Raw genomic sequence first — 21,112 nt, forward strand, 5'->3', positions numbered from 1 at the left:
GCCTCAACGCCAAAGTGACGCGGACAGTTCGGCGCAACAGGCAATGGCGGCTTCATGGCTCGCTCCTGAAATGACTTGGTTCAATTAATGACTTGGCTCAATTATTGATTATATGTACAGGAAATGTAAAATCGCTCGCCATTGCTGTTATCTTCGAAACGCGAGCTAACTACCCAGCCACAGCTTGACAATAAATTGGACTTGTTTCAACGATAAGTTGAAGACACTGATTGATTTAAAATCCGCACCTCGTGACCGCCGATTAGGGCGGTCCCATAATCCTGCCGCTCTCTTTTGGTTCGCGCCACCCTCTTTGTTCTCACCACTCTCTGGCAGCGCCTGCTCATAGGCGCGCGGGATATCCGATGGACGACAATTCGTCGATCAATTTTGCCACGCTCACCAAATTTCTTGCGACCTTTCTCACCAGCAGTAGTGAATACACGCTCCCCGCCGGACAGCTCGACGATGGCAGCGACCTGAAGACCGTCGTTGCGCGGCTACCCTTGGAAACACTCACGCTGACGGGCGCCAAGATCGCCCTCGACGCCGACACCGGCATCTGGACGCTCACGGGGACGCCGACGGTGCCTTGGGCCGTACCCGGCTTCGACGATCTCTTTGTCGAAATGGCCGGGGCCGTCGTCACGCTGACGATCACCGACGAAGCCGCCGCGCCTGACATCGACCTTCAGCTTGCCGGCAACATGAATCTCGGTGCGGGTCTGCTGGTGGCCTTGATCGTGGACATGCGGGCGCTCTCGTCAGCCACGACCATCGGCACCCCCGAGCACCGCATCCCGCTCGACGCCGTCATCGCCCATATCAGGGCCTCCGCGCCGGCATGGACGGGCCTGCGCGCGCTGCTGCCGAGCGGCCTCGATTTCGGCCTGGTGAGCGCGACGCTCGCGAGTTCGTTCGATGCGGGACAATCGGCCAATCCGCCGCGCCGCAGCCGCACGATCATTGGCACGGTGTCGCTGGGCCAGGTCACGATGCAGGTCGAAATCGAGACCGAAACAGAGACCGAAGCCCAGCCGACGGTCACGATGTCCTGGTCTGACGATGGCCAGGACGCACCGGCCGGCACGTTGAACGATGTGCTCGGCGCACTAGGTCTGCCGTTCGACCTGCCCGACCCGCTCGACCGGCCGCTGAGGTCCTTTGCGATCGCGTCGGTTTATGTCGATCTCGCAAACCAGCTGAACCCCAAGGATAGCCGCCGGCTCGTGCTGAGCATGCCCAGCATTGACGTGCCGGATTTCCGCGTCTGCTGGTCGTCCGACGCGCAGGATGAAACCCGAACCGTTCTGCGCGGCAATTGGCAGGATGTCACGCTGCCGACGCTCCCGCTGGTCGGCGATCATCTGGCGATCGAACTTACACCGCTAATCCTGCTGCTCACCGGACAAGCGATGACGGTCAAGGAAGTCGCCGATCTGGCCGCCGTGATCGAGCTGCCGGACATGATGCATGTCACCGAGGAACAGGCGGAGACCGCGCCGTTTCCCTCCGGCATCCGCTTCGTCGGCGTACTCGGCTTTCCGCTCGATGCCGATGCGATGCCATCGGGCGTTCAGGCCTCCATGAAATCGCGGTCGTTCAACATCCCGCTTTACTCGTCCGCCGATCCGCCAGACACCGCTACAACGCGGTCGCGATCGACACCGCTTGAACCGTCGACCGAGACCACCGACGTGCCGCTACAACGGAATTTTGGACCGGTCTATGTCGAACGCGTCGGCTTTCGCTTTGAAGACGGCGCGATTGCCATCCTGCTCGACATTGCCCTGGTCAGCGGCGGCCTTACTTTCGAGTTGATCGGGCTGCGCGCCGGGATCGCACTCAAGGACCATTCCCTGTCCGTCGGACTGGACGGATTTGTGTTGTCCTTCACCAGTGGCGAAGTGAGCCTGACCGGCGGCTTCAAGCGAGATACGTCCGGCGCATCGGCCGATTATATCGGCACCGCGCTGCTGCGCGTCGGAGAGGCATTCGCGCTTGAGGTGCTCGGCGCGTTCAGCGACGGCAGCCCACCGAAGATGTTCATTTTTGGCGTTTCCAGCGAGCAGCTGGGCGGACCGCCCTGGCTGTTCATCACCGGGCTTGCGGCGGGGATCGGTTACAATCGTGCGTTCGAGGTCCCGACCGTCGATCACGTCAACGACTTCCCGCTTGTCCAGATCGCCAACAACCTGGCGCGCGGCGAGCCCTCGCCGGTCAGGAACGGCGACGCGGCAGCAGTCTGGAGCGTCCTCAACAGCGTCGAGCAATATCTCGGGCCGTCGGACGGCAGCAACTTCGTCACTGCCGGTTTCACGGCCAAATCATTCGGCATCGTCGACTCGACCGTGCTCGCGGCGGTCTCGTTTGGCGCGGGTTTCGAGTTCGTCCTGCTCGGTAGCTCCAGCATCAGTATCCCGAAGGACACGCCGATCGTGCGCGCGGACATCGAGATCGTCGCCTCGGTGCAGCAGGATGCCGGCCTCGTCGCCATCGACGGGCTGCTCGCGCCAGGCTCCTATGTACTCTCGCATGATTGCCACCTCACCGGCGGCTTCGCGTCGCATTCGTGGTTCGCCGGCCCGCATGCCGGCGATTTCGTCCTGAGTCTGGGCGGCTACGCGCCGGGCTATCCGCGGCCGGCGCATTATCCGGCCGTTCCGCGCCTCGGCTACATCTGGAAAGTATCCGACGAGGTGATGATTACGGGGTGGAGCTATTTCGCGCTCACGCCCTCGATGTTGCAGGCCGGCGGCGGACTGAGCGTCGTACTGCAGGCGGGACCCTTGAACGCCTGGTGCAACGCCACGGCCGATCTCTCGGCGCAATGGCGGCCGTTTCATTATGACGTCGCGCTGCATGTCGATTTCGGCGTGTCGTTCGAAATGGACATGCTGTTTTGCAGCGTCACCCTGTCGGTGGATATCACCGCCAATCTTGCGATCTGGGGGCCCGATCTTACTGGCCATGCCGATATCAGCCTATGGTTCGTTTCGTTCGGCGTGGATTTTGGCGCAGGTGCGCCGCGTGGACCTCAAGTGCAGAGTTGGAGCGACAGCACCTTTATCGGCGATCTTGTCGTGCCGACGACGTCATCGGTACAGCAGACGCGTCAGCCGGGCCGCCTCGGCGCCGCCGCGCCGACCGATCCGTTGCAGTTTGTCGCGCTGAGCGGACTCAGCGATGCGGCGACGGGTGCGACTTATGACTGGATCGCCGATCCGGCGCAGACGGCGATCAAGATCGTCACGGCGCTGCCCGCCGCCCACGCGACGCTCAACGGCACAATCATTCAGGACATTCCGGCGATCTCATTGCAGGCCAAACCGATCGCCAAGGCACCGACCATCGACCCGACCTTGGCGATCACCATCACGTCGCAGGAAGCGGTTGACGCGTGGCAGGCCAGCCCGATCATCGACAGCGTTCCGAGTGCGCTGTGGCAGGCCACAAGCACGACCGAACTCACCCCGGGACTGACGGCGATACGGCTCGACATCGTTCCGAAGAGACCAGATGAAACACGGGCGATCGAACAGGATGTGCTTCTGTCCAATGACGAGCACGACTTCACGCTCGCATGGCAGACGCCTGCCGTGCCGCCCAGCGGCGGATTCAATTGGGCGACCGACAATCCATTCAAGACGATCAAGACCGCATCGGCCCAGCGCGCTGCGCTGCTTGGCGCGATGGCGACCGCGGGCTATCTCGACCCGGCTGACATCGCGGGCATCGATGTCGATTTCATCGTTCCGGCGCAGCCCTGCTTCATGGCCGATCCGATCCTGTGCCGGCTTGGTGCCGAACAACTGTCCTGAGGCGCCCCGCGATGTCCGACACCGATGTGCAGATCGTCTTCGAGCAGTTTGTCCAGCCAGGCCTGAAGGACGGCCAATATACCGTCACCGCGTCGGTGGCGATGTCGGATCTCGCCGGCGCCGGCGCGCCGACCTTCGCGCCGGCGCATAAGGTGCTTCAGGTCGGCAGCGACGCGACCTCGCTGCCGGCCGGAAGCATCGTGTCGGTGTTCCCGCCGGACAAGGACAGCGGCGACTATTCCGGCTGCTTGCCGCATGTGCTGCTCAACAAACCGACGATCCCCTGGCAGAAGCAGGTGCTGAGCGGCGCCGACGACAAGGTGCCCTGGGTCGCGCTGCTGTCGCTGAGCGACGACGAATTGAAAAGCGGCGGGCCGTCGCTCGTCACCGCGACCGACGGCACAATGACGCTAAGCATGCCGCTGGCGTTTTTTCGCTCGATTGCACCGACGATCGAGGAACTGGGTTATCTGTCGCATGTGCGTCGGGTGGAGACGACCCAGAAGGTCGACTCGACCGAGACCGAGATCGACTACGCGGTTGTCGTGGGTAACCGGCTGCCGAAACCGCAAACATTGACCTATGCCTATCTGGTTGGTCTCGCCGATCAGGGCGACCTGCTGCCCGGCGGCGCCGGAACCACGGACCCGGTTGTCCTGCCGGTGTTGACGACATGGCAGTTCACCGCCGCGGCGGAGACGACGACCTTCTCCGACATTATTGTCGCCACCGACCGAACGCCGCCAACCTTGGGCCTGCCGCCGACGGCGGCGGGCGCTGCGGGGCAATTGCTGTCGATGGGGTATGTGCCGATGCCGCATGCGCTGCGCGTCGGCGGCGACACCGTGTCGCTCTATCGCGGACCGCTGGTGCCGTACGCCACCACGCGTACCATTGCCAATGTCCCGATCCAGAATGCCGACGCGGTGACGCTGTACGATCCGAGCACCGGCATCCTGGACATGTCCTGCGCGGCCGCCTGGACGCTCGGCCGTCTGCTCGCACTCAATGCCGCAAGCTACGCGCTGGCGCTTTACAACTGGAAACGCGCCGCGCAGCGCGCGACTATCGATCAACTGATCTATGAGCTCGATACCGGCAAGGCGGCGCCCTCCACCGCGATGCTCGGCGCGACGCGGCGGCTCGATGCCGAACACGCGCTCGCCGCTTTTATCCCGGCAGCGCTTGGCAAACTGTCAGGAACCGCCGGCGGGTCCCGTTCAAAAGCGGTCGAGCCGACGGCGGCAGCGTCACCGATATCGTCACGCGCGCAACGCAAGGCCGCATTGCGCGACGCCATGACCGATCCCGCCCGAATTGCTCAAATCCATGGACTGTCTCCGCATCTCGGCGCGGCGCCCGGCGACGCGCCGGATTCGACCGATCCAAATTTGTCGCAAGTCATATCATGGCTGGGCGATTTGATTTTGCTCAAGCCGGTGCCGCTGTTTTACCTCGTGCCGGACGAGCGAATGCTGCCGATCGAATCGATCCGGTTTTTCCAGATCGATTCGTCGTGGATGGCGTCGCTGATCGATGGCGCACTCAGCCTTGGTCGCGTCACCGAGACCGACCAAAGCCATGACGCGGCGTTCCGGCCGATGCTCCAACAAGAGATCGGCCGCGCCGCCGCCAGCGCACGTGCCCGCCGTCGCGGCGCGCTTGGCGCCACCGACCCCGCGCCCTTGCCCGCCCGGCCCGCTAGCGGCTTTCTGCTGCGCTCGACCGCTGTCACGAAATGGCCCAAGCTGGAGGTCGCCGCGTCGGGCCCGACAGGCGAGGCCACTATCCTGCGCATAGAGGCCAACGGCGCGTTGCTGATCTGTCTGTTCGACCGGCCGGTCGACACGGTGAAGCTTCGAGAGCCGTCGGAAGGCGTTCATTTCGGATTCGACGACGACGGCGCGCTGTCGAAGACTCTGCGCCGTCTGGTCGACGATAGCGGCGGACTGGCAGGAAGTGAGATCATCACGATCCCGCCCACGCCGCCGTTGCAACCGTCCTATCGCGGTGACTCCACCCTGCGCGTGCTCGATATCAAGACGCTCGCCGATACCTTCAACGCGCGGCTCACGCCGTCGCAATTCACCTCAGCCGAATTCGCACTGGAAATGGTGACGGGCGTAGAGGCCGTCAATTTCAAGCTGTCATAAGTATCGTTCTGCTCGGGCGACGAGCCGGCACAAGCTTCCGACGTGCAGCCTGATCAACGAGAACGCAGCCATTTCGGTAGAGAATTCAGGACGTTGGCGTTGGCTGGGGCGGGAGGGATCGAACCTCCGAATGGCGGAATCAAAATCCGCTGCCTTACCGCTTGGCTACGCCCCAACAGGCCGGTCCGGAAAGAGCGTGGAATGGCCCGCGCGGATTCCCTCTGGCCACGCCGGTCTATAGGGGGAGGTGAGCCATTTCAACCGCCTGGCGCCTGATTTTCGGCGCTCCGGCATCTTGTGCCGTGGGCCTGCTTTACAATGCGTTTCGGCGCGGGACCCGCCGCCCGGTTCCGGGCGGCAAAAGCCCGGCTTTACCGCCTCCGACCGCCCGGAGAGTTGAGAGAACGGCGATTTCGTGAGAATACGGCGATCCGCCGCTCCTCTCCTAGCAAGCGAGACCAGGTCATGACCTATCGTGCGCCGATCAACGACATGCTGCTCGCCCTCAACCATGGCGCCGGCCTTCAGGCCGCGCTGAAAGCCGGCCATTACGGCGATTTCGACGGCGACATCACCGCCGCCGTGCTGGAGGAAGCCGGCAAACTCGCCACCGATCTGCTGGCTCCGCTCAACCGGGTCGGCGACGAGCACGGCATCAAGCTCGCCGACGGCAAGGTCACCACCGCGCCGGGCTGGCCCGACGCCTATCAGCGCTGGATCGCCGGCGGCTGGAACGCGGTGTCGGGCCCGGAGGCGTTCGGCGGCCAGGGTCTGCCGCTCGCGATCAACGCCGCCTGCACCGAAATCTGGAGTGCCGCGAACGCCGCGTTCGGCCTCTGCCCGCTGCTGACGCTCTCCGCGATCGAGGCGCTCGACGCCCATGGCAGCGCTGAACTGAAAAACACCTATCTGGAAAAACTGGTGTCGGGCCAATGGACCGGCACCATGCAACTCACCGAGCCGCAGGCGGGCTCCGACGTCGGCGCGCTGCGCACCCGTGCCGAACGGGCGGGCGATGGCAGCTACCGCATCAAGGGCACCAAAATCTTCATCACCTATGGCGACCACGACATGACCGATAATATCGTGCATTTCGTGCTGGCGCGCTTGCCGGATTCGCCCGCGGGCACCAAAGGCATTTCGCTGTTTCTAGTTCCGAAATTCCTCGTCAACGCCGACGGTTCGCTCGGCGCCCGCAACGATGTCTATCCGAGCGGCGTCGAGCACAAGCTCGGCATGCACGCTTCGCCGACCTGCACCATGACCATGGGCGATCAAGGCGGCGCGATCGGCTACCTGATCGGCGAGGAAAATCGCGGCATGCAATGCATGTTCACGATGATGAACCAGGCCCGGCTCGGCGTCGGCCTCGAAGGCGTCGGCCTTGCCGACCGCGCCTATCAGCAGGCGCTGGCGTTTGCGCAAGAGCGCAAGCAGGGCCGCGCCATCGGCAAAACCGGGGATGGGATGGACACCATCATCATGCATCCCGATGTCAAGCGGATGCTGATGCAGATGCGCGCCCTCACCGCGGCGGCGCGGACGATCTGCTATGCGACCGCCGTGGCGATCGATATATCCACGCGTGCCAAGGACCCAAAAGTGCGGGCCGACGCCGCCGCTCGCGGCGCGCTGCTGACGCCGCTCGCAAAAGCGTTCGCCACCGACATCGGCAATGAGGTGGCCTATCTCGGCGTGCAGATTCACGGCGGCATGGGTTTTATCGAGGAGACCGGCGCCGCGCAGCATTCCCGCGATGCGCGCATCACCTCGATCTATGAGGGCACCAACGGCATCCAGTCGATCGATCTGGTGACCCGCAAGCTTGCCGCCCATGGCGGCGCTTCGGTTTCGGCGCTGCTCGACGAACTCGGCGGCATCGTCAGCAAGGTCGAGGCCTCGAACGACCCGGCATTCGGCACCACGGGCCCAAAACTGCGCGACGCGCTGGGCTCGCTCGACCGCGCCAGCAAATGGCTGTTGGAGCGCGTCGCCTCGAAGCCGAACGAAGCCCTGGCGGGCGCCACGCCGTATCTGCGGCTGTTCGGATCGACGCTCGGCGGCTGCATGCTGGCGGGCGAGGCGCTCGCGGCCCGCGATGCCCAAGATGACGGTCGCGGCGATCCGCAGCGTTACGTGACGCTGGCGCGGTTTTTCGCCGAGAACATCTCGGTGCAGGCCGCTGCGCTGGAAAAAACGGTGACGGACGGCGCCGACGCGGTGAATGGCGCCGATGCGGTGTTGCTGGGGTAGCGCTTCGTAGCGCACCGGAAATCGTCATACCCCGCCATCATTGGCGGAAAACGAGGGAGCATTGGCGAGCGGTTCGACCGGCGGCCACCTAAAACAACCATCAACGAGGTGCCCGAGGGCCTGTCATCGGCAACGGCGCCTTATCGCATGGTAAGAAAGGCCGCATAAAATGCCGAAGTTTCCCGTCAATACGATCGAGTCCGCGCCCGAACGTTCAAAGCCGGCGCTGCAGCAGCTGCAAGCGGCCTTCGGCATGATTCCGAACATTGCCGGTGTCATCTCGACGTCGCCCGTCCTGATCAACAGCCTTGTCGGCCTGTTCGGGAATGTCCACGGCGGCAGTTTTACCGAAGCGCAGATCCAGACATTGCTGCTCACCAACGCGGTGACCAACGGATGCAGCTGGGCGGTCGCGTTCCATACCGCTTTGGCGCTCAAGGAAGGGCTTGATTCCGCCGATGTCGAGGCCATTCGCGAGCGCCGCTTGCCGACAGACAAAAAGCACGCCGCGCTCTCGTTGCTGGCGCGAACGTTGATCGAAAAGCGCGGCCGTCTCGACGATCGCGACGTCGAGCAATTCATGGCGGCGGGTTTTGCCGACGACCAAGCCCTTGAGGTGATCGCCGCCGTGGCTGCGTCCACAATCACGAACTATGCGGGCAGCGTTACCAAAACCCCGCTCGAGGCGCCGTTCCAGGCTTACGCCTGGTCGGCCTGAACGACCCGCCGCCGGGAGCGTCCCCGGCGGCTTCAGCCCCCCGGGCTCCTCGCCGGACCGACGGTCTTTTCCCTGCCCATCACCAACAACCCATCATAGGTGATAAGCAGCTCGCCCTCGAACTTGCAGGCAAGGCCCAATAATTCCAATCGTCGCTTAACTTGCGGCGACACGTTGCCCATGTCGGCCTCGACGGCAAGGCGCTCCAGTGCGCGGCGTTCCCTGGGCGCCAGTTTGCTCGGCAAGAAACGAACCATCGGCTGCCTCGCTCAGAAAAAGCCCGGGCTGAGGTCCAGGCCATACGACGCCAGCATCAGCGAAACCAACAGCCCGGCCCCGCAAAACATCCCGATCGTTTTCAGCGTCTCGATGTCCGCCTGGCTGGCCGGCAATCTTCGCGACAGCACCCTTGCAATTGCAGCCATTTGCGATCTCCCCAGAGCGCGTCTGTTCGGATGATAGGTCTCATCTAAAGCAAAAAGGTTCAGCAGATTTGAGAATTCTGCATGTAACGCCGGTGACATCGCGGCGCGGCGCGTTGAGGTCTTTGCACTGGTCGTGCAACCTGTCATGACAGCCGCGCAAGTGAGCGATCTGCGGTTGCCAAATCGCCATCAAATGGGCTGACTGATCCCGGCTAATTCGATATCTCTTGCAAACTAGCCGAATTGGCGGGCTGAATAGCGGTCAAATACTCCTGGCAAATACTCCTGGAAGGTAGTTCCAAATGCTCTTCGCACGCTGGTTTGCTGTCGCTGCGACGGCATCGCTGCCGATCGTGGGCGGATTGGCCGCGGTGCCATTCTCGGCAACGGAATCACCGGCGGCCGCGAGCTGCGGCGACGAAGCCGACCTCACCGTGCTGCCCTCGCCGTTCGCGCCGTGGAAGGGCGCGCCATTGCGCGTCATGGTCGTTGCGGAAAAGCCGCTCGACGGCACACTCTCGCTGGTCGCGCCCGATGGCAGCGCCGCGGCCACGTCGCCCCACCGCCAAGGTGCCGGGCCTTACTCCTGGTTCGCCGAGGTCGCAGCCCCCGCCGCCGGCACCTGGCATGCGACGCTGGCGTCGGCCGGCTGCGGCCCCATCACCCGCGAAATCGTCGTCGCCGCGCAAAAAACTCAGCCGCCGGCAACACCGCCGGGACGAATCTGGCAGGTCCGCGGCAGCTGGAACAGCACCACCGAAGCCTTGTTCTCGGCCTGGATCGAAAAGCTGTTCGACGCACCACCCGACCAGGACCTGTCGTGGAAGGTATGGAGCGAAGTGCTGCAAGATCAGTCGCGCAATTTCCTGTTCAATTATCTCGGGCGCGGCGAAGACAACGGAAAATCGGGCCTGCGTCCCGACTGTGCCGACTTCGTCTACTTCCTGCGTGCCTATTTCGCCTACAAGATGGGGCTGCCGTTCGGCTATTCGAATTGCTCGCGCGGCTTCGGCGGCAGGCCGCCGAAGTGCTACCAATGGTTCGACATCGATCATCCCGAGGTCACGCGTCCGCCTCCGCCGCCGGAACCGGAAGCCGCCTCGGCCACGCCGGCTGCCGCTCCCCCTGCCCCGCCGCCGAAACTGCTGGGATTGTTCGGCCGCTCGGATCAGGCCGATACGCCGCCAACGCCACCCGCGGGCCCGGTAGCGCCGCCCAAGCCGAAGCGCCCGACCAATTTCGCGGAATATCTGCGCGACGTCGGCGACGTCGTCCATACCGGGGCGGTGCGCGTCTCGGGCAATGACGACAACACCGATTTCTACACCATCTCGCTATCGCAAAAGACGCTGCGCCCGGGCACCGTCTATGCCGACCCCTACGGCCATGTCTTGATGCTGGTGCATCTGGTGCCGGAGTCCAATGGAACACCCGGTGTGTTTCTCGCGGTCGACGCCGAGCCCGACGGCTCGATCACGCGCAAGCGCTTCTGGCGCGGCAACTTCCTGTTCGTGCACGATCCCGCGCTCGGCGGTCCCGGCTTCAAGCGGTTCCGGCCGATCGTCGGCGGAAAAGACAGCCCGCTGCGGCGGCTCAGCAATGCCGAGATCGCCAAAAATCCGCAATACGGGGATTTCTCGCTCGAACAGTCGCAGATCAGCGTCGAGGATTTTTACGATCGCATGGACGACGTGATGTCGCCGGAGCCGCTCGATCCGGTGAAGGCGATGACCGACGCGATCGCCAGCCTCAACGAGCAGGTGAGGACGCGCGTCACCTCGATCGAGAACGGACGAAAATATCTGGAGAAGCAGGCCGGCATCACCGCGATGCCGGACGGCGCGTCGATCTTCGAAACCACCGGCGCCTGGGAGGATTACTCGACGCCGGCGCGCGATTTCCGCTTGTTGATCGCGAGCGATGTGGTGCGGAATTTCCCCGACCGCCTGGTGCGGCGTGCCGACCGTTACGCGATCCCGCCCGGCAAGAGCAGCGAGGACGTGAAACGCGAATTGCAGGGCGTGCTCACTTCGGAACTTGCCTCCCGCAAAATCTCCTATACGCGCAGCGACGGCTCGCAGTGGACCCTCACCCTCAAGGATGTGCTCGACCGCGCCGCGGATTTCGAGATGGCTTACAACCCGAACGACTGCGCCGAACTGCGCTGGGCTGCGCCGGAAGGTAGCCAGGAAGCCGCCACCTGCAAGCGTCGCGCGCCGCAGGCCCAGCGAGCCAAGATGTCGTCGGATTATCGCAACTGGTTCCGCGAGCGACACTGGCCGACACACAGCTAGGGCGTACCCACGATCCTCCCGCGGCAGAACGCTATTCACCGCGCTTTCTTTTGGTATAGGCTGCCAAACAAGGGCGCGGCAAAGCATCGCGCCTAACGTCCCTGGGAGGAGAGCATGGCTTTATTCAGATCGACGGCGGCTGTCGTGTTGGCGCTCGGTGTGACATTCGCAACGCCCGCGCTCGCACAGAAGAAATACGACACCGGTGCAACCGATACCGAGATCAAGGTCGGCCAGACCATTCCGCTCAGCGGACCGGCTTCCGCCTATGGCGGCATCGGCAAGGTGCAGGCCGCCTATATCAACATGATCAACGAGCAGGGCGGAATTAACGGTCGCAAGGTCAACCTCATTCAGTATGACGACGCCTACAGCCCCCCGAAGACGGTCGAGCAGGTGCGCAAGCTCGTCGAAAGCGACGAAGTCCTCACCACCTTCCAGATCATCGGCACGCCGCCGAATGCTTCGGTCCAGAAATATCTCAACGACAAAAAAGTACCGCAGCTTCTGGCGTCGACTGGCGCGACGCGTTTCACCGACCCGAAGAATTTCCCGTGGACGATCGCCTTCAACCCGAACTACCAGTCGGAGGGCCACATCTACGCAAGATTCATTCTCGCCAATTATCCGAATGCGAAGATCGCCATCCTCTATCAGAACGACGACCTCGGAAAAGATTACGTCAAGGGGTTGAAAGACGCGCTTGGCGACAAGGCCTCCATGATCGTCGCCGAGAAGTCCTACGAATTGTCCGATCCAACCGTCGACTCGCAGATGGTGACGCTGAAGGCGTCCGGCGCCGATCTCTTCTATAATATTACGACGCCGAAATTCGGGGCCCAGGCGATCAAGAAAGCCGCCGAACTCGGCTGGAAGCCGGTCCAGATTCTCGACATCAACGCGACGCCGGTCAGCCAAACGCTGATTCCGGCCGGCCTCGACAACGCCAAGGACATCATTTCGGTCAATTACGGCAAGGACCCGCTCGACCCGCAATGGGACAACGACGAAGGCATGAAGCGCTACAAGGCTTTCATGGCGAAATATGCGCCGGCCGAGGACGCCAACAGCGGCATCGCGACTTACGGCTACTCAACCGCGACGCTGCTGGTGCAGATACTCAAGCAATGCGGCGACAATCTCACGCGCGCCAACATCATGACGCAGGCGACCAACATCAATGGTTTCGTCGCTGACCTCGCGTTGCCGGGAATGACGGTCTCCACCGAACCGGACGATTGGCGCATCAACAAGCAATTCCAGATGATGAAATTCGACGGCCAGCGTTGGGTCCTGTTCGGGCCGATCGTGACGGACGACTTCAAGACGAATTGAAGTTCGAAGCAAACAAGACGACATCCAATGCGAGCGGCCCCGCATTATCGCCGCATTGGCTTCACCAAACGGCCTCACAACAAGCAGGACTTCCTCAAATTTCAACAGTTCACTGCATGCGTCGTCGTTAGAAAAGGAATGACCATGCGCACCATGACAACAGCAGCCCTCGTTGCAGTTCTTGCACTGGGAACGCCGGCCCTGGTACAGGCACAGGGAGCGTCCTCGCAGAAAGACCAGGCTCCGGCCGAGTCCCAAGCCCCCGCCGAGTCCAGCGTATCGATTCACAGCATACAAGTGATTGACGTCAAGGAACTGCCGCCAGCCGTGAAATCCCAGATTGACGATATCGTCGCCAAGACCAGCGAGGAAGATAAGCAGTCCCTCCGCAAATCGATCGACGGAGCGCCCGCTGCGATCTCTGCCCTAAAGGCCAAAGGCCTTACATCGGCACAGGTTGTGGCCATCAACATCGCCGACGGCGTTTTGATGCTCTTTACAAAGATAGCATGAGCGGAACGAAAATTGGCTGAATAGCCGGTCGAACCCAAGCTTAAACACCATCAATCCCGGCAACGACTTGGGTTGGCAATTGCCGACCAAAGTCGGTGCCGGGATTGATTTTGCCGTCGGCGTAGAACAAATGGGTAAGCGCTGACGTCATCCTGATTGACGGTCTTCTTCACCAGACGCATGCTGAGCAAGCCGGTGTAGAAGGCCAGATTCTGCCGCGGTTTGGCTGAAATCGCCGTGAGATGGTGGATTCCCGTCAGTTGCATCGGCGGGCTCCCACGCGTCATTGTGTCCCGTTGAAAACCGGTATCACCGGTTTGGGTCCCTCCGGGAGATGATGTAGGCTGGCTGGCAAAGACGCGCCCGAGTGCGCCGCAGGGCTCCAAGAACAACGCTTCAAGAACAACGGCTCAAGGACAACCGCAATGACCGATCACCTGATAGTCACCGACGAAGCCACGATGCGGGTGATCAGACTGCGGCGGCCCGAAAAGAAGAACGCGATCACGCAAGACATGTATCGCGCGATGAGCGATGCGATCGACACCGCCCAGAACAACCCGGAGATCCGCTGCATCATCATCACCGGCGGTTCGGGCGTGTTCACCGCGGGCAACGATCTCGAGGAATTCCTGCACGAAGGCACTTCGAATACCGACGCGCCGCGCGCCTCGAACGCCGTGAAGTTCCTCTATTCGCTGGCCCACAACGTCAAGCCGATCATCGCGGCGGTCGATGGCGTCGCGATCGGCATCGGTACCACCATGCTGTTTCACTGCGACTACGTTCTGGCCAGCACTACCGCAACATTCGCCACCCCGTTCATCAATCTGGGCCTGGTTCCGGAAGGCGCCTCCAGCCTGCTGATGCCGCGCACCATGGGACATCAGCGCGCCTTTGCGACCCTGGTGATGGGGCGGACCATGAGCGCCGATGACGCCCTTATCGCAGGTTTCGTCAACGTGGTGGTCGCCCCCGGCCACACCGAGGCCGAAGCCCGCAAGGTCGCCCGCGAGATTTGCAGACTGCCGGCCGAAGCGGTTGCGATTTCGCGCAAGCTGTTGAGGACGCCGCCCGAAGATCTGACCCGCCGGATCGATCAGGAAAGCCATCTGTTCGGCGAGCGGATGCGCTCGGCGGAGGCGGTGGCCGCGTTCAGGGCGTTCTTCTCGCGCAAGAAGGCCTGAACGGAGTTCGTGAAATCGTTGCACGGATTCTCTATGATGGCATCATGAGTTATCCGCTCCGTCAGATGCTTGTCGCCGTGATGCTGACAACGGCGCCTGGCTTAGCCTCACGCGCGATCGCGCAAAGCGCAACGCAGGTCACCACACCCGTTGCCGCCACGCCGGTCGATGTCCGAATTCTCGCCATCAACGATTTCCACGGCTACCTTCGGCCGTCGCCCGCCGGCATCCGGATCGCCGATCCCGACGACAAGACCAAAAAGACGATGGTGGCCGCCGGTGGCTCCGAGACCATGGCGACCCTGGTCAAGCAGCTCCGCGCGCAGGCCACGAACCCAAAAAATACCATCTTCGTCGCCGCCGGAGACCTGATCGGCGCCAGCCCGTTCCTGTCGGCGATGTTTCACGACGAGCCCACCGTCGAATCGCTATCGATGATGGGGCTTGAGATCGCTTCCGTCGGCAATCATGAATTCGACGAGGGCAAGGACGAATTGCTGCGGATGCAGAACGGCGGCTGTCACCCGGTCGACAAGTGTCAGGGACCGCATCCGTTTGCCGGCGCCAGGTTCCACTATCTGGCGGCCTCGACCGTCGAGAAGGATACCGGCAAGACCGTGCTCCCCGCCTACGAGATCCGGGAATTCGAGGGCATTCCAGTCGCCTTCATCGGCCTGACCTTGAAGGGGACGGCGACCATCGTCTCGCCTCCCGGTATTGCGGGCCTCGAATTCAAGGACGAGGCCGACACCGTCAACGCGCTGGTTCCGGAACTGAAGGCGCGCGGCGTCGAGGCGATCGTCGTCTTGATCCACGAAGGCGGCTATCCGACCGGCGATTATAATGAATGTCCGGGCATCTCCGGCGCCATCGTCGACATCGTCAAGAAGTTCGATTCCGCGGTCGACGTGGTGATCAGCGGCCACACCCATCAGGCCTATGTCTGCGAGGTCGACGGACGTCTGGTCACCAGCGGCGACAAATACGGCACCCTCGTCACCACGATCGATCTGAAACTCGATCGCACGAGCCGCGACATCGTCAGTGCCAAGGCCGACAATGTCATCGTCCGCACCGGCGCCACCGCCAGGGATCCGGAACAAACCGCATTGCTGGAAGCCTACGACAAGCTTGCCGCGCCGCTCGGCAACCGCCCGGCGGGATCGGTGAGCGAAACGCTGTCGCACATTCCCGACCATGCCGGCGAGAGCGCGCTTGGCGACATCATTGCCGACGCTCAGCTCGCCGCGACGCAAACCAGCGCAAAGGGCAGCGCCGTGATCGCGATGACCAATCCCGGCGGCATCCGCATCAACGTGACCAAGAAGGACGAAGGCGCGGTGTCTTACGCCGATCTGTTCGCCAGCCAGCCGTTCCGCAACCAGCTGGTGACGCTGACGCTGACCGGCGCCCAGATCAAGAATGTACTGGAACAGCAATGGCGCGACCCGAAACTGCCGCGCATTCTCCAGGTCTCGAATGGCTTCAGCTATAGCTGGGACGATGCCAGGCCCACTGGCGACCACGTGCTGGCGGACAGCCTGTCGCTCAACGGCACACGCATCGATACGGCGGGGAGCTATCGGGTGACCGTGAACAATTATCTGTCGGTCGGCGGCGACGGATTTACGGTACTGAAGGACGGAACAGCACCGCTGGTCGGCGCCTACGACATCGACGCCCTGTATGGCTATTTCCGGGCCAACGGCCCGATCGGACCCCCGCCGGCTAAGCGCATCACGCGGATCAATTGAATTGCAAGGCCGCGCTCGCGGTCGTATTTCCCAAATCCCGTCTGAACGGTCCGGTCTGAAGATGCGGCCCTTTCGGACCGGCCGTTGACCGCCTAGATTAGGCCGCTCCCCCTTTTGACGAGCCGTGCCCGCCAACGGGCTTCAACACGCCGAGGTATTGCATGACGCTCCTTCTCAGCCATCCGGCAAGCCTCGATCATCTGACGCCGCCGGGACATCCCGAACGGCCCGACCGGATTCGCGCGGTCGAAGAGGTTCTCGGCGAAAGCCGCTTCGACGGGCTGACACGCGGCGAGGCGCCGGAAGGCAATCTCGATCTGGTCGCGCTGTGTCACAACGAGCATTATGTGGAAGAGCTTCGGCATATCGCGCCGTCGAGCGGCCTGATCTATCTCGACGGCGACACCTCGATGTCTCCGGGCACCTGGGAAGCCGTGATGCGCGGCGTCGGCGGTGCCGTCGCCGCCACCGACGCGGTGATGGCAGGCACCCATCACAACGCGTTTGTCGCGACGCGGCCTCCCGGCCATCACGCCGAGATCAGCAAGCCGATGGGCTTTTGTTTTTTCGATCACGCCGCCATCGCCGCGCGTCACGCCCAGCGCAAATACGGCATCGCCCGCGCCGCGGTGGTTGATTTCGACGTCCATCACGGCAACGGCACCCAGGATATTTTCTGGGCGGATCCGACCGTGATGTACTGCTCGACGCACCAGATGCCGCTGTTTCCAGGCACCGGCGCCAGCGGCGAGCGCGGCGAGCACGACACCATCGTCAATGCGCCGCTGGCGCCCGAGGACGGCAGCGCCAGGTTCCGCGCCGCGTTTGAAAATCTGATCCTGCCGCAACTGAAGAAGTTCAGCCCCGAACTGATCATCATCTCGGCCGGTTTCGACGCGCACCATCGCGATCCCTTGGCCTCGCTCAATCTGAAGGGCGAGGACTTCGGCTGGGTCACCCGCCAGCTGATGGATGTCGCAGATGCCAGCGCCGGCGGACGGGTGGTTTCGGTGCTCGAGGGCGGATATGATCTGCAAGGCCTGAAAGAGTCGGTGGCAGCACACGTCACCGCATTGATGGGCGCGTGAATTACCGCCACAATACGTCCGCATAGATATCTTTGAGTCTGCGCCGGCTGAGTGGCGCATCCGGGAAACCAATATGGCCGAAAATACCCAAGTCGATCCCAAACACGTCGATCCCAAACACGTCGACGCCAAACTGGACGTCAAGAAGCTGAGCTTCGAACGCGCGATCGAAGAACTCGAATCGATCGTCACGCGGCTGGAAGCCGGCAAGGTGCCGCTGGAGGAATCTGTCGCCATTTACGAGCGCGGCGAGGCCTTGAAACGGCGGTGCGAGGAACTGCTGCGACAGGCCGAGGCGCGGGTCGACAAGATCACGACCGATTCGAACGGCCAGGCGGTCGGCACCGAGCCGCTCGACGTTCAATGATGGCGCGTCACCTCCGCGCGCAGAAATAAAACGACACAAAACACGGCGGGCCGGTTGCGGCGCTGGCAAACATTAACGGCCCCCCGACGATCTTCTCGTGCCGGTCCGCCTTCGCTTGCTGGTCCGCGGATCGCTGCCGTTGCGCGAACGCATGGCTTAACCTGACCCGGCGGGCATGATTGCGACCCGCAATGCCGCCGCCCGCGAATGGGCTCGAAAAAATCTCCAGCCAACCGCCGCCGCGGCCCGCCCGGATGCCGCCGATTTGGGCGAAATCGACCCCTTGTGGCGCGGCCAGGGTCAAGGTCTTACCTATGACCGCGCTGCCTTTGTCGCGTCTATGACAGCTGTGAGTTGGCTTTGGGCGCAGCTTTAGTGTAGAGATAGCGAGGTTATGGGCTATCGGAGGTCCACTTGCGGTCGTCGAAAATGAACGTAAGCACTTCAAATAGCTAATGAAAATGGCCGGGATAGAGTGAAGCCGCAAAAGTGATGTAGATCACATTGAACGATCTGGACCTCGTCTAAGCTTTCAATTTGGGCTTCGGCCTGCTTAGCCGCCGTCCCGCGTCTGGGTTTTCGCTGCGCCAATCATGCGCACCCATCTTCCGTCGGGCCGTTCGTCCGACATGCAAAATTGGAATATCGCTGTGACTGATTTTAGTAAAACGCCGCTTCTCGACACGATCCACACCCCGGAAGACCTGCGCCGGCTCAAGGTGGAACAGGTCCGGCAAGTCGCCGACGAACTGCGCCAGGAAACCATCGATGCCGTTTCGGTCACCGGCGGCCATTTTGGCGCGGGCCTTGGCGTGGTCGAGCTGACGACGGCACTGCATTATGTATTCGATACCCCGCGCGACCGCCTGATCTGGGACGTCGGCCACCAGGCCTATCCGCACAAGATCCTGACCGGCCGCCGCGACCGCATCCGCACCTTGCGTACCGGCGGCGGGCTATCCGGTTTCACCAAGCGAACCGAAAGCGATTACGATCCGTTCGGCGCCGCGCACTCCTCGACCTCGATCTCGGCGGCGCTCGGCATGGCCGTGGCGCGCGACCTCTCCGGCGGCACCAACAACGTGATCGCCGTGATCGGCGACGGCGCGATGTCGGCCGGCATGGCCTATGAGGCCATGAACAATGCCGGCGCGATGAACTCGCGGCTGATCGTCATCCTCAACGACAACGACATGTCGATCGCGCCGCCGGTCGGCGCGATGTCGGCCTATCTGTCCAGGCTCTATTCAGGCAAGACCTATCGCACGCTGCGCGAAGCCGCCAAGCAGCTCGGCAATCATCTGCCCAAGATCATCGCCAACCGCGCCAACCGCGTCGAGGAATATTCCCGCGGCTTCATGATGGACGGCGGCACGCTGTTCGAGGAACTCGGCTTCTATTATGTCGGCCCGATCGACGGCCACAATCTCGACCATCTGTTGCCGGTTCTCGCCAACGTCCGCGACATGCAGACCGGTCCGGTGCTGATTCACGTCGTCACCCAGAAAGGCAAGGGCTACGGCCCGGCGGAAGCTTCCGCCGACAAATATCACGCCGTGGTCAAGTTCGACGTCGCCACCGGCGCGCAGGCCAAGTCCAAGCCGAATGCCCCCTCCTACCAGAACGTGTTCGGCCAGAGCCTGGTCAAGGAAGCCGAGAAGGACGACAAGGTCGTCGGCATCACCGCGGCGATGCCGTCGGGAACCGGCATCGACCTGTTCGCCAAGGCGTTTCCGAGCCGCACCTTCGATGTCGGCATCGCCGAGCAGCACGCGGTGACTTTCGCCGCCGGTCTCGCCACCGAAGGCTACAAGCCGTTCTGCGCGATCTACTCGACCTTCCTGCAGCGCGGTTACGATCAGATCGTCCATGACGTGGCGATCCAGAGCCTGCCGGTTCGTTTCGCGATCGATCGTGCCGGCCTGGTCGGCGCCGACGGCGCGACCCATGCCGGCTCGTTCGACAGCGCCTATCTCGGCTGCCTGCCCAATTTCGTCATCATGGCGGCCTCCGACGAGGCCGAACTGGTGCACATGGTGGCAACCCAGGTCGCGATCAACGACCGCCCGAGCGCGGTTCGCTACCCGCGCGGCGAGGGCCGTGGCGTCGAGATGCCGGAAGTCGGCGTCGCGCTCGAAATCGGCAAGGGCCGCATCGTCCGCGAGGGCACCAAGGTCGCGCTCTTGTCGTTCGGCACCCGTCTGGCCGAATGCGAGAAGGCCGCCGACGAACTGGCCGCACTTGGCCTTTCCACCACTATTGCCGATGCGCGCTTCATGAAGCCGCTCGACCTCGACATGATCTTGAAGCTGGCGCGCGAGCACGAAGTGCTGCTCACGGTCGAGGAAGGCTCGATCGGCGGCTTCGGCTCCCACGTGATGCAGACGCTGGCCGAACACGGCATGCTCGACGGCGGCCTGCGGATGCGTGCGATGGTGCTGCCCGACGAGTTCCTCGACCATGACTCGCCGAACGCGATGTACGCCCGCGCCGGTCTCGACGCCAAGAGCATCGTCGCCAAGGTGTTCGAAGCGCTCGGCAAGGATTTCAAGACCGAAACGGTGAAGCTGGCCTGAGGTTTCGCCGGCCCCTACCCACCGTTTCAAACGCGTCACAACGATCGACTGCGGTGATGCATGAAGATCTATCTGGCAGGCCCCGACGTGTTCCTGCCGGACGCGGTTGAGATCGGCAAGCGCAAGGCCGAAATCTGCGCGCGTTACGGCCTGAGCGGAATCTATCCACTCGACAACACCATCGACCGCTCGGCCAGCGATGTCTCGCTGCGGATATTTAGGGGCAACCAGGCGATGATGGACGAGGCAGACGCCATCATTGCCAACCTGACGCCGTTTCGCGGCCCCGGCGCCGACCCCGGCACGGTCTACGAACTCGGGTACATGGCCGGGCGCGGCAAGCGCTGCCTCGGCTATTCCAACGACCCCGGATATTATGCCGATCGCGTCCGCCGCTTTACCTCCGTCAGCCCGGGCGACGGGCGATTGGTCGATGCCGACGGATTGACGGTTGAAGATTTCGGCTTGAACGACAATCTGATGATGATGCACGCGCTCGATCTGCATGGCTATCCGCTGGTGATGCCGCAACAACGGCCCGCGGATATCTGGCACGATCTGACCGCGTTCGAGGCCTGCGTCCGGATCGCGGCAGGCCGATCAAGCTGACAACAGGGATCGTTGAATC

16 protein-coding genes, 1 tRNA gene and 1 pseudogene are annotated in these 21,112 nt (G+C 62.8%); 13 read left to right on the forward strand and 5 right to left on the reverse strand.

Going from position 1 to position 21,112, the window contains the following annotated elements; all coding sequences use genetic code 11:
* Nucleotides 1-365: 365 nt before the first annotated feature.
* Nucleotides 366-3,821, forward strand: a complete 3,456-nt coding sequence (locus tag GSQ88_RS08960; protein ID WP_159007204.1) for a DUF6603 domain-containing protein — start codon at nucleotides 366-368, stop codon at nucleotides 3,819-3,821.
* Between the two features lie 11 nt (nucleotides 3,822-3,832).
* Nucleotides 3,833-5,974 carry a hypothetical protein gene (locus tag GSQ88_RS08965; protein WP_159007206.1) on the forward strand — a complete coding sequence of 714 codons (2,142 nt, stop codon included), beginning with the start codon at nucleotides 3,833-3,835 and terminating at the stop codon, nucleotides 5,972-5,974.
* A gap of 100 nt (nucleotides 5,975-6,074) precedes the next feature.
* On the opposite strand, the gene GSQ88_RS08970 is transcribed toward GSQ88_RS08965, so the two are convergent.
* Nucleotides 6,075-6,149 (reverse strand) — tRNA-Gln (locus GSQ88_RS08970).
* Between the two features lie 290 nt (nucleotides 6,150-6,439).
* Between GSQ88_RS08970 and GSQ88_RS08975 the strand changes: the two genes are divergently transcribed.
* Both GSQ88_RS08975 and GSQ88_RS08980 read left to right on the forward strand, forming a co-directional pair.
* Nucleotides 6,440-8,227, forward strand: a complete 1,788-nt coding sequence (locus GSQ88_RS08975) for an acyl-CoA dehydrogenase family protein (RefSeq protein ID WP_159007208.1) — start codon at nucleotides 6,440-6,442, stop codon at nucleotides 8,225-8,227.
* 169 nt (nucleotides 8,228-8,396) lie between these two features.
* Complete coding sequence (locus GSQ88_RS08980; RefSeq protein WP_159007210.1) at nucleotides 8,397-8,945, forward strand: carboxymuconolactone decarboxylase family protein; 549 nt, start codon at nucleotides 8,397-8,399, stop codon at nucleotides 8,943-8,945.
* A 32-nt stretch (nucleotides 8,946-8,977) separates the two neighbouring features.
* On the opposite strand, the gene GSQ88_RS08985 is transcribed toward GSQ88_RS08980, so the two are convergent.
* A complete protein-coding gene (locus GSQ88_RS08985) occupies nucleotides 8,978-9,202 on the reverse strand; it encodes a hypothetical protein (RefSeq protein WP_159007212.1) in 225 nt (74 codons plus the stop codon).
* 12 nt (nucleotides 9,203-9,214) lie between these two features.
* Entirely contained in the window at nucleotides 9,215-9,370 is a 156-nt protein-coding gene (locus GSQ88_RS08990) for a hypothetical protein (RefSeq protein ID WP_246735151.1), read from the reverse strand.
* 302 nt (nucleotides 9,371-9,672) lie between these two features.
* Between GSQ88_RS08990 and GSQ88_RS08995 the strand changes: the two genes are divergently transcribed.
* The 3 genes from GSQ88_RS08995 to GSQ88_RS09005 all read left to right on the forward strand — a co-directional run bounded on the left by GSQ88_RS08995 (nucleotide 9,673) and on the right by GSQ88_RS09005 (nucleotide 13,512).
* Entirely contained in the window at nucleotides 9,673-11,664 is a 1,992-nt protein-coding gene (locus GSQ88_RS08995; protein WP_159007214.1) for a hypothetical protein, read from the forward strand.
* Between the two features lie 114 nt (nucleotides 11,665-11,778).
* The gene (locus tag GSQ88_RS09000; RefSeq protein WP_159007216.1) at nucleotides 11,779-12,999 is read left to right on the forward strand and encodes an ABC transporter substrate-binding protein; all 1,221 of its coding nucleotides are present in this window, start codon (nucleotides 11,779-11,781) and stop codon (nucleotides 12,997-12,999) included.
* A 27-nt stretch (nucleotides 13,000-13,026) separates the two neighbouring features.
* A complete protein-coding gene (locus GSQ88_RS09005) occupies nucleotides 13,027-13,512 on the forward strand; it encodes a hypothetical protein (protein WP_246735153.1) in 486 nt (161 codons plus the stop codon).
* A 91-nt stretch (nucleotides 13,513-13,603) separates the two neighbouring features.
* Here the strand turns inward: GSQ88_RS09005 and GSQ88_RS09010 are convergent.
* Nucleotides 13,604-13,778: pseudogene (locus GSQ88_RS09010) on the reverse strand (VOC family protein); the annotation flags it as partial.
* A 159-nt stretch (nucleotides 13,779-13,937) separates the two neighbouring features.
* On the opposite strand from GSQ88_RS09010, the gene GSQ88_RS09015 reads away from it, so the two are divergent.
* From GSQ88_RS09015 to GSQ88_RS09030, 4 genes are all read left to right on the forward strand, one after another.
* The gene (locus GSQ88_RS09015) at nucleotides 13,938-14,699 is read left to right on the forward strand and encodes a crotonase/enoyl-CoA hydratase family protein (protein ID WP_159007220.1); all 762 of its coding nucleotides are present in this window, start codon (nucleotides 13,938-13,940) and stop codon (nucleotides 14,697-14,699) included.
* Between the two features lie 44 nt (nucleotides 14,700-14,743).
* On the forward strand, nucleotides 14,744-16,453 hold the full coding sequence (locus GSQ88_RS09020; protein ID WP_159007222.1) for a bifunctional metallophosphatase/5'-nucleotidase: 1,710 nt from the start codon (nucleotides 14,744-14,746) through the stop codon (nucleotides 16,451-16,453).
* 161 nt (nucleotides 16,454-16,614) lie between these two features.
* On the forward strand, nucleotides 16,615-17,541 hold the full coding sequence (locus GSQ88_RS09025) for a histone deacetylase family protein (protein ID WP_159007224.1): 927 nt from the start codon (nucleotides 16,615-16,617) through the stop codon (nucleotides 17,539-17,541).
* A gap of 73 nt (nucleotides 17,542-17,614) precedes the next feature.
* The gene (locus GSQ88_RS09030) at nucleotides 17,615-17,908 is read left to right on the forward strand and encodes an exodeoxyribonuclease VII small subunit (protein WP_246735156.1); all 294 of its coding nucleotides are present in this window, start codon (nucleotides 17,615-17,617) and stop codon (nucleotides 17,906-17,908) included.
* A 7-nt stretch (nucleotides 17,909-17,915) separates the two neighbouring features.
* Here GSQ88_RS09030 and GSQ88_RS09035 read toward each other — a convergent pair whose 3' ends face one another.
* On the reverse strand, nucleotides 17,916-18,212 hold the full coding sequence (locus GSQ88_RS09035; protein ID WP_159007226.1) for a hypothetical protein: 297 nt from the start codon (nucleotides 18,210-18,212) through the stop codon (nucleotides 17,916-17,918).
* Between the two features lie 325 nt (nucleotides 18,213-18,537).
* Here GSQ88_RS09035 and dxs point away from each other — a divergent pair, with 325 nt between their 5' ends.
* Together dxs and GSQ88_RS09045 are read left to right on the forward strand one after the other, a co-directional pair.
* The gene (dxs, locus tag GSQ88_RS09040) at nucleotides 18,538-20,484 is read left to right on the forward strand and encodes a 1-deoxy-D-xylulose-5-phosphate synthase (protein ID WP_174247961.1); all 1,947 of its coding nucleotides are present in this window, start codon (nucleotides 18,538-18,540) and stop codon (nucleotides 20,482-20,484) included.
* Nucleotides 20,485-20,544: 60 nt separating this feature from the next.
* Nucleotides 20,545-21,093, forward strand: a complete 549-nt coding sequence (locus tag GSQ88_RS09045; protein WP_159007230.1) for a nucleoside 2-deoxyribosyltransferase — start codon at nucleotides 20,545-20,547, stop codon at nucleotides 21,091-21,093.
* The last annotated feature ends 19 nt before the right edge of the window (nucleotides 21,094-21,112 follow it).

Source organism: Bradyrhizobium sp. S69, assembly GCF_009766005.1.
Classification (GTDB): domain Bacteria; phylum Pseudomonadota; class Alphaproteobacteria; order Rhizobiales; family Xanthobacteraceae; genus Bradyrhizobium.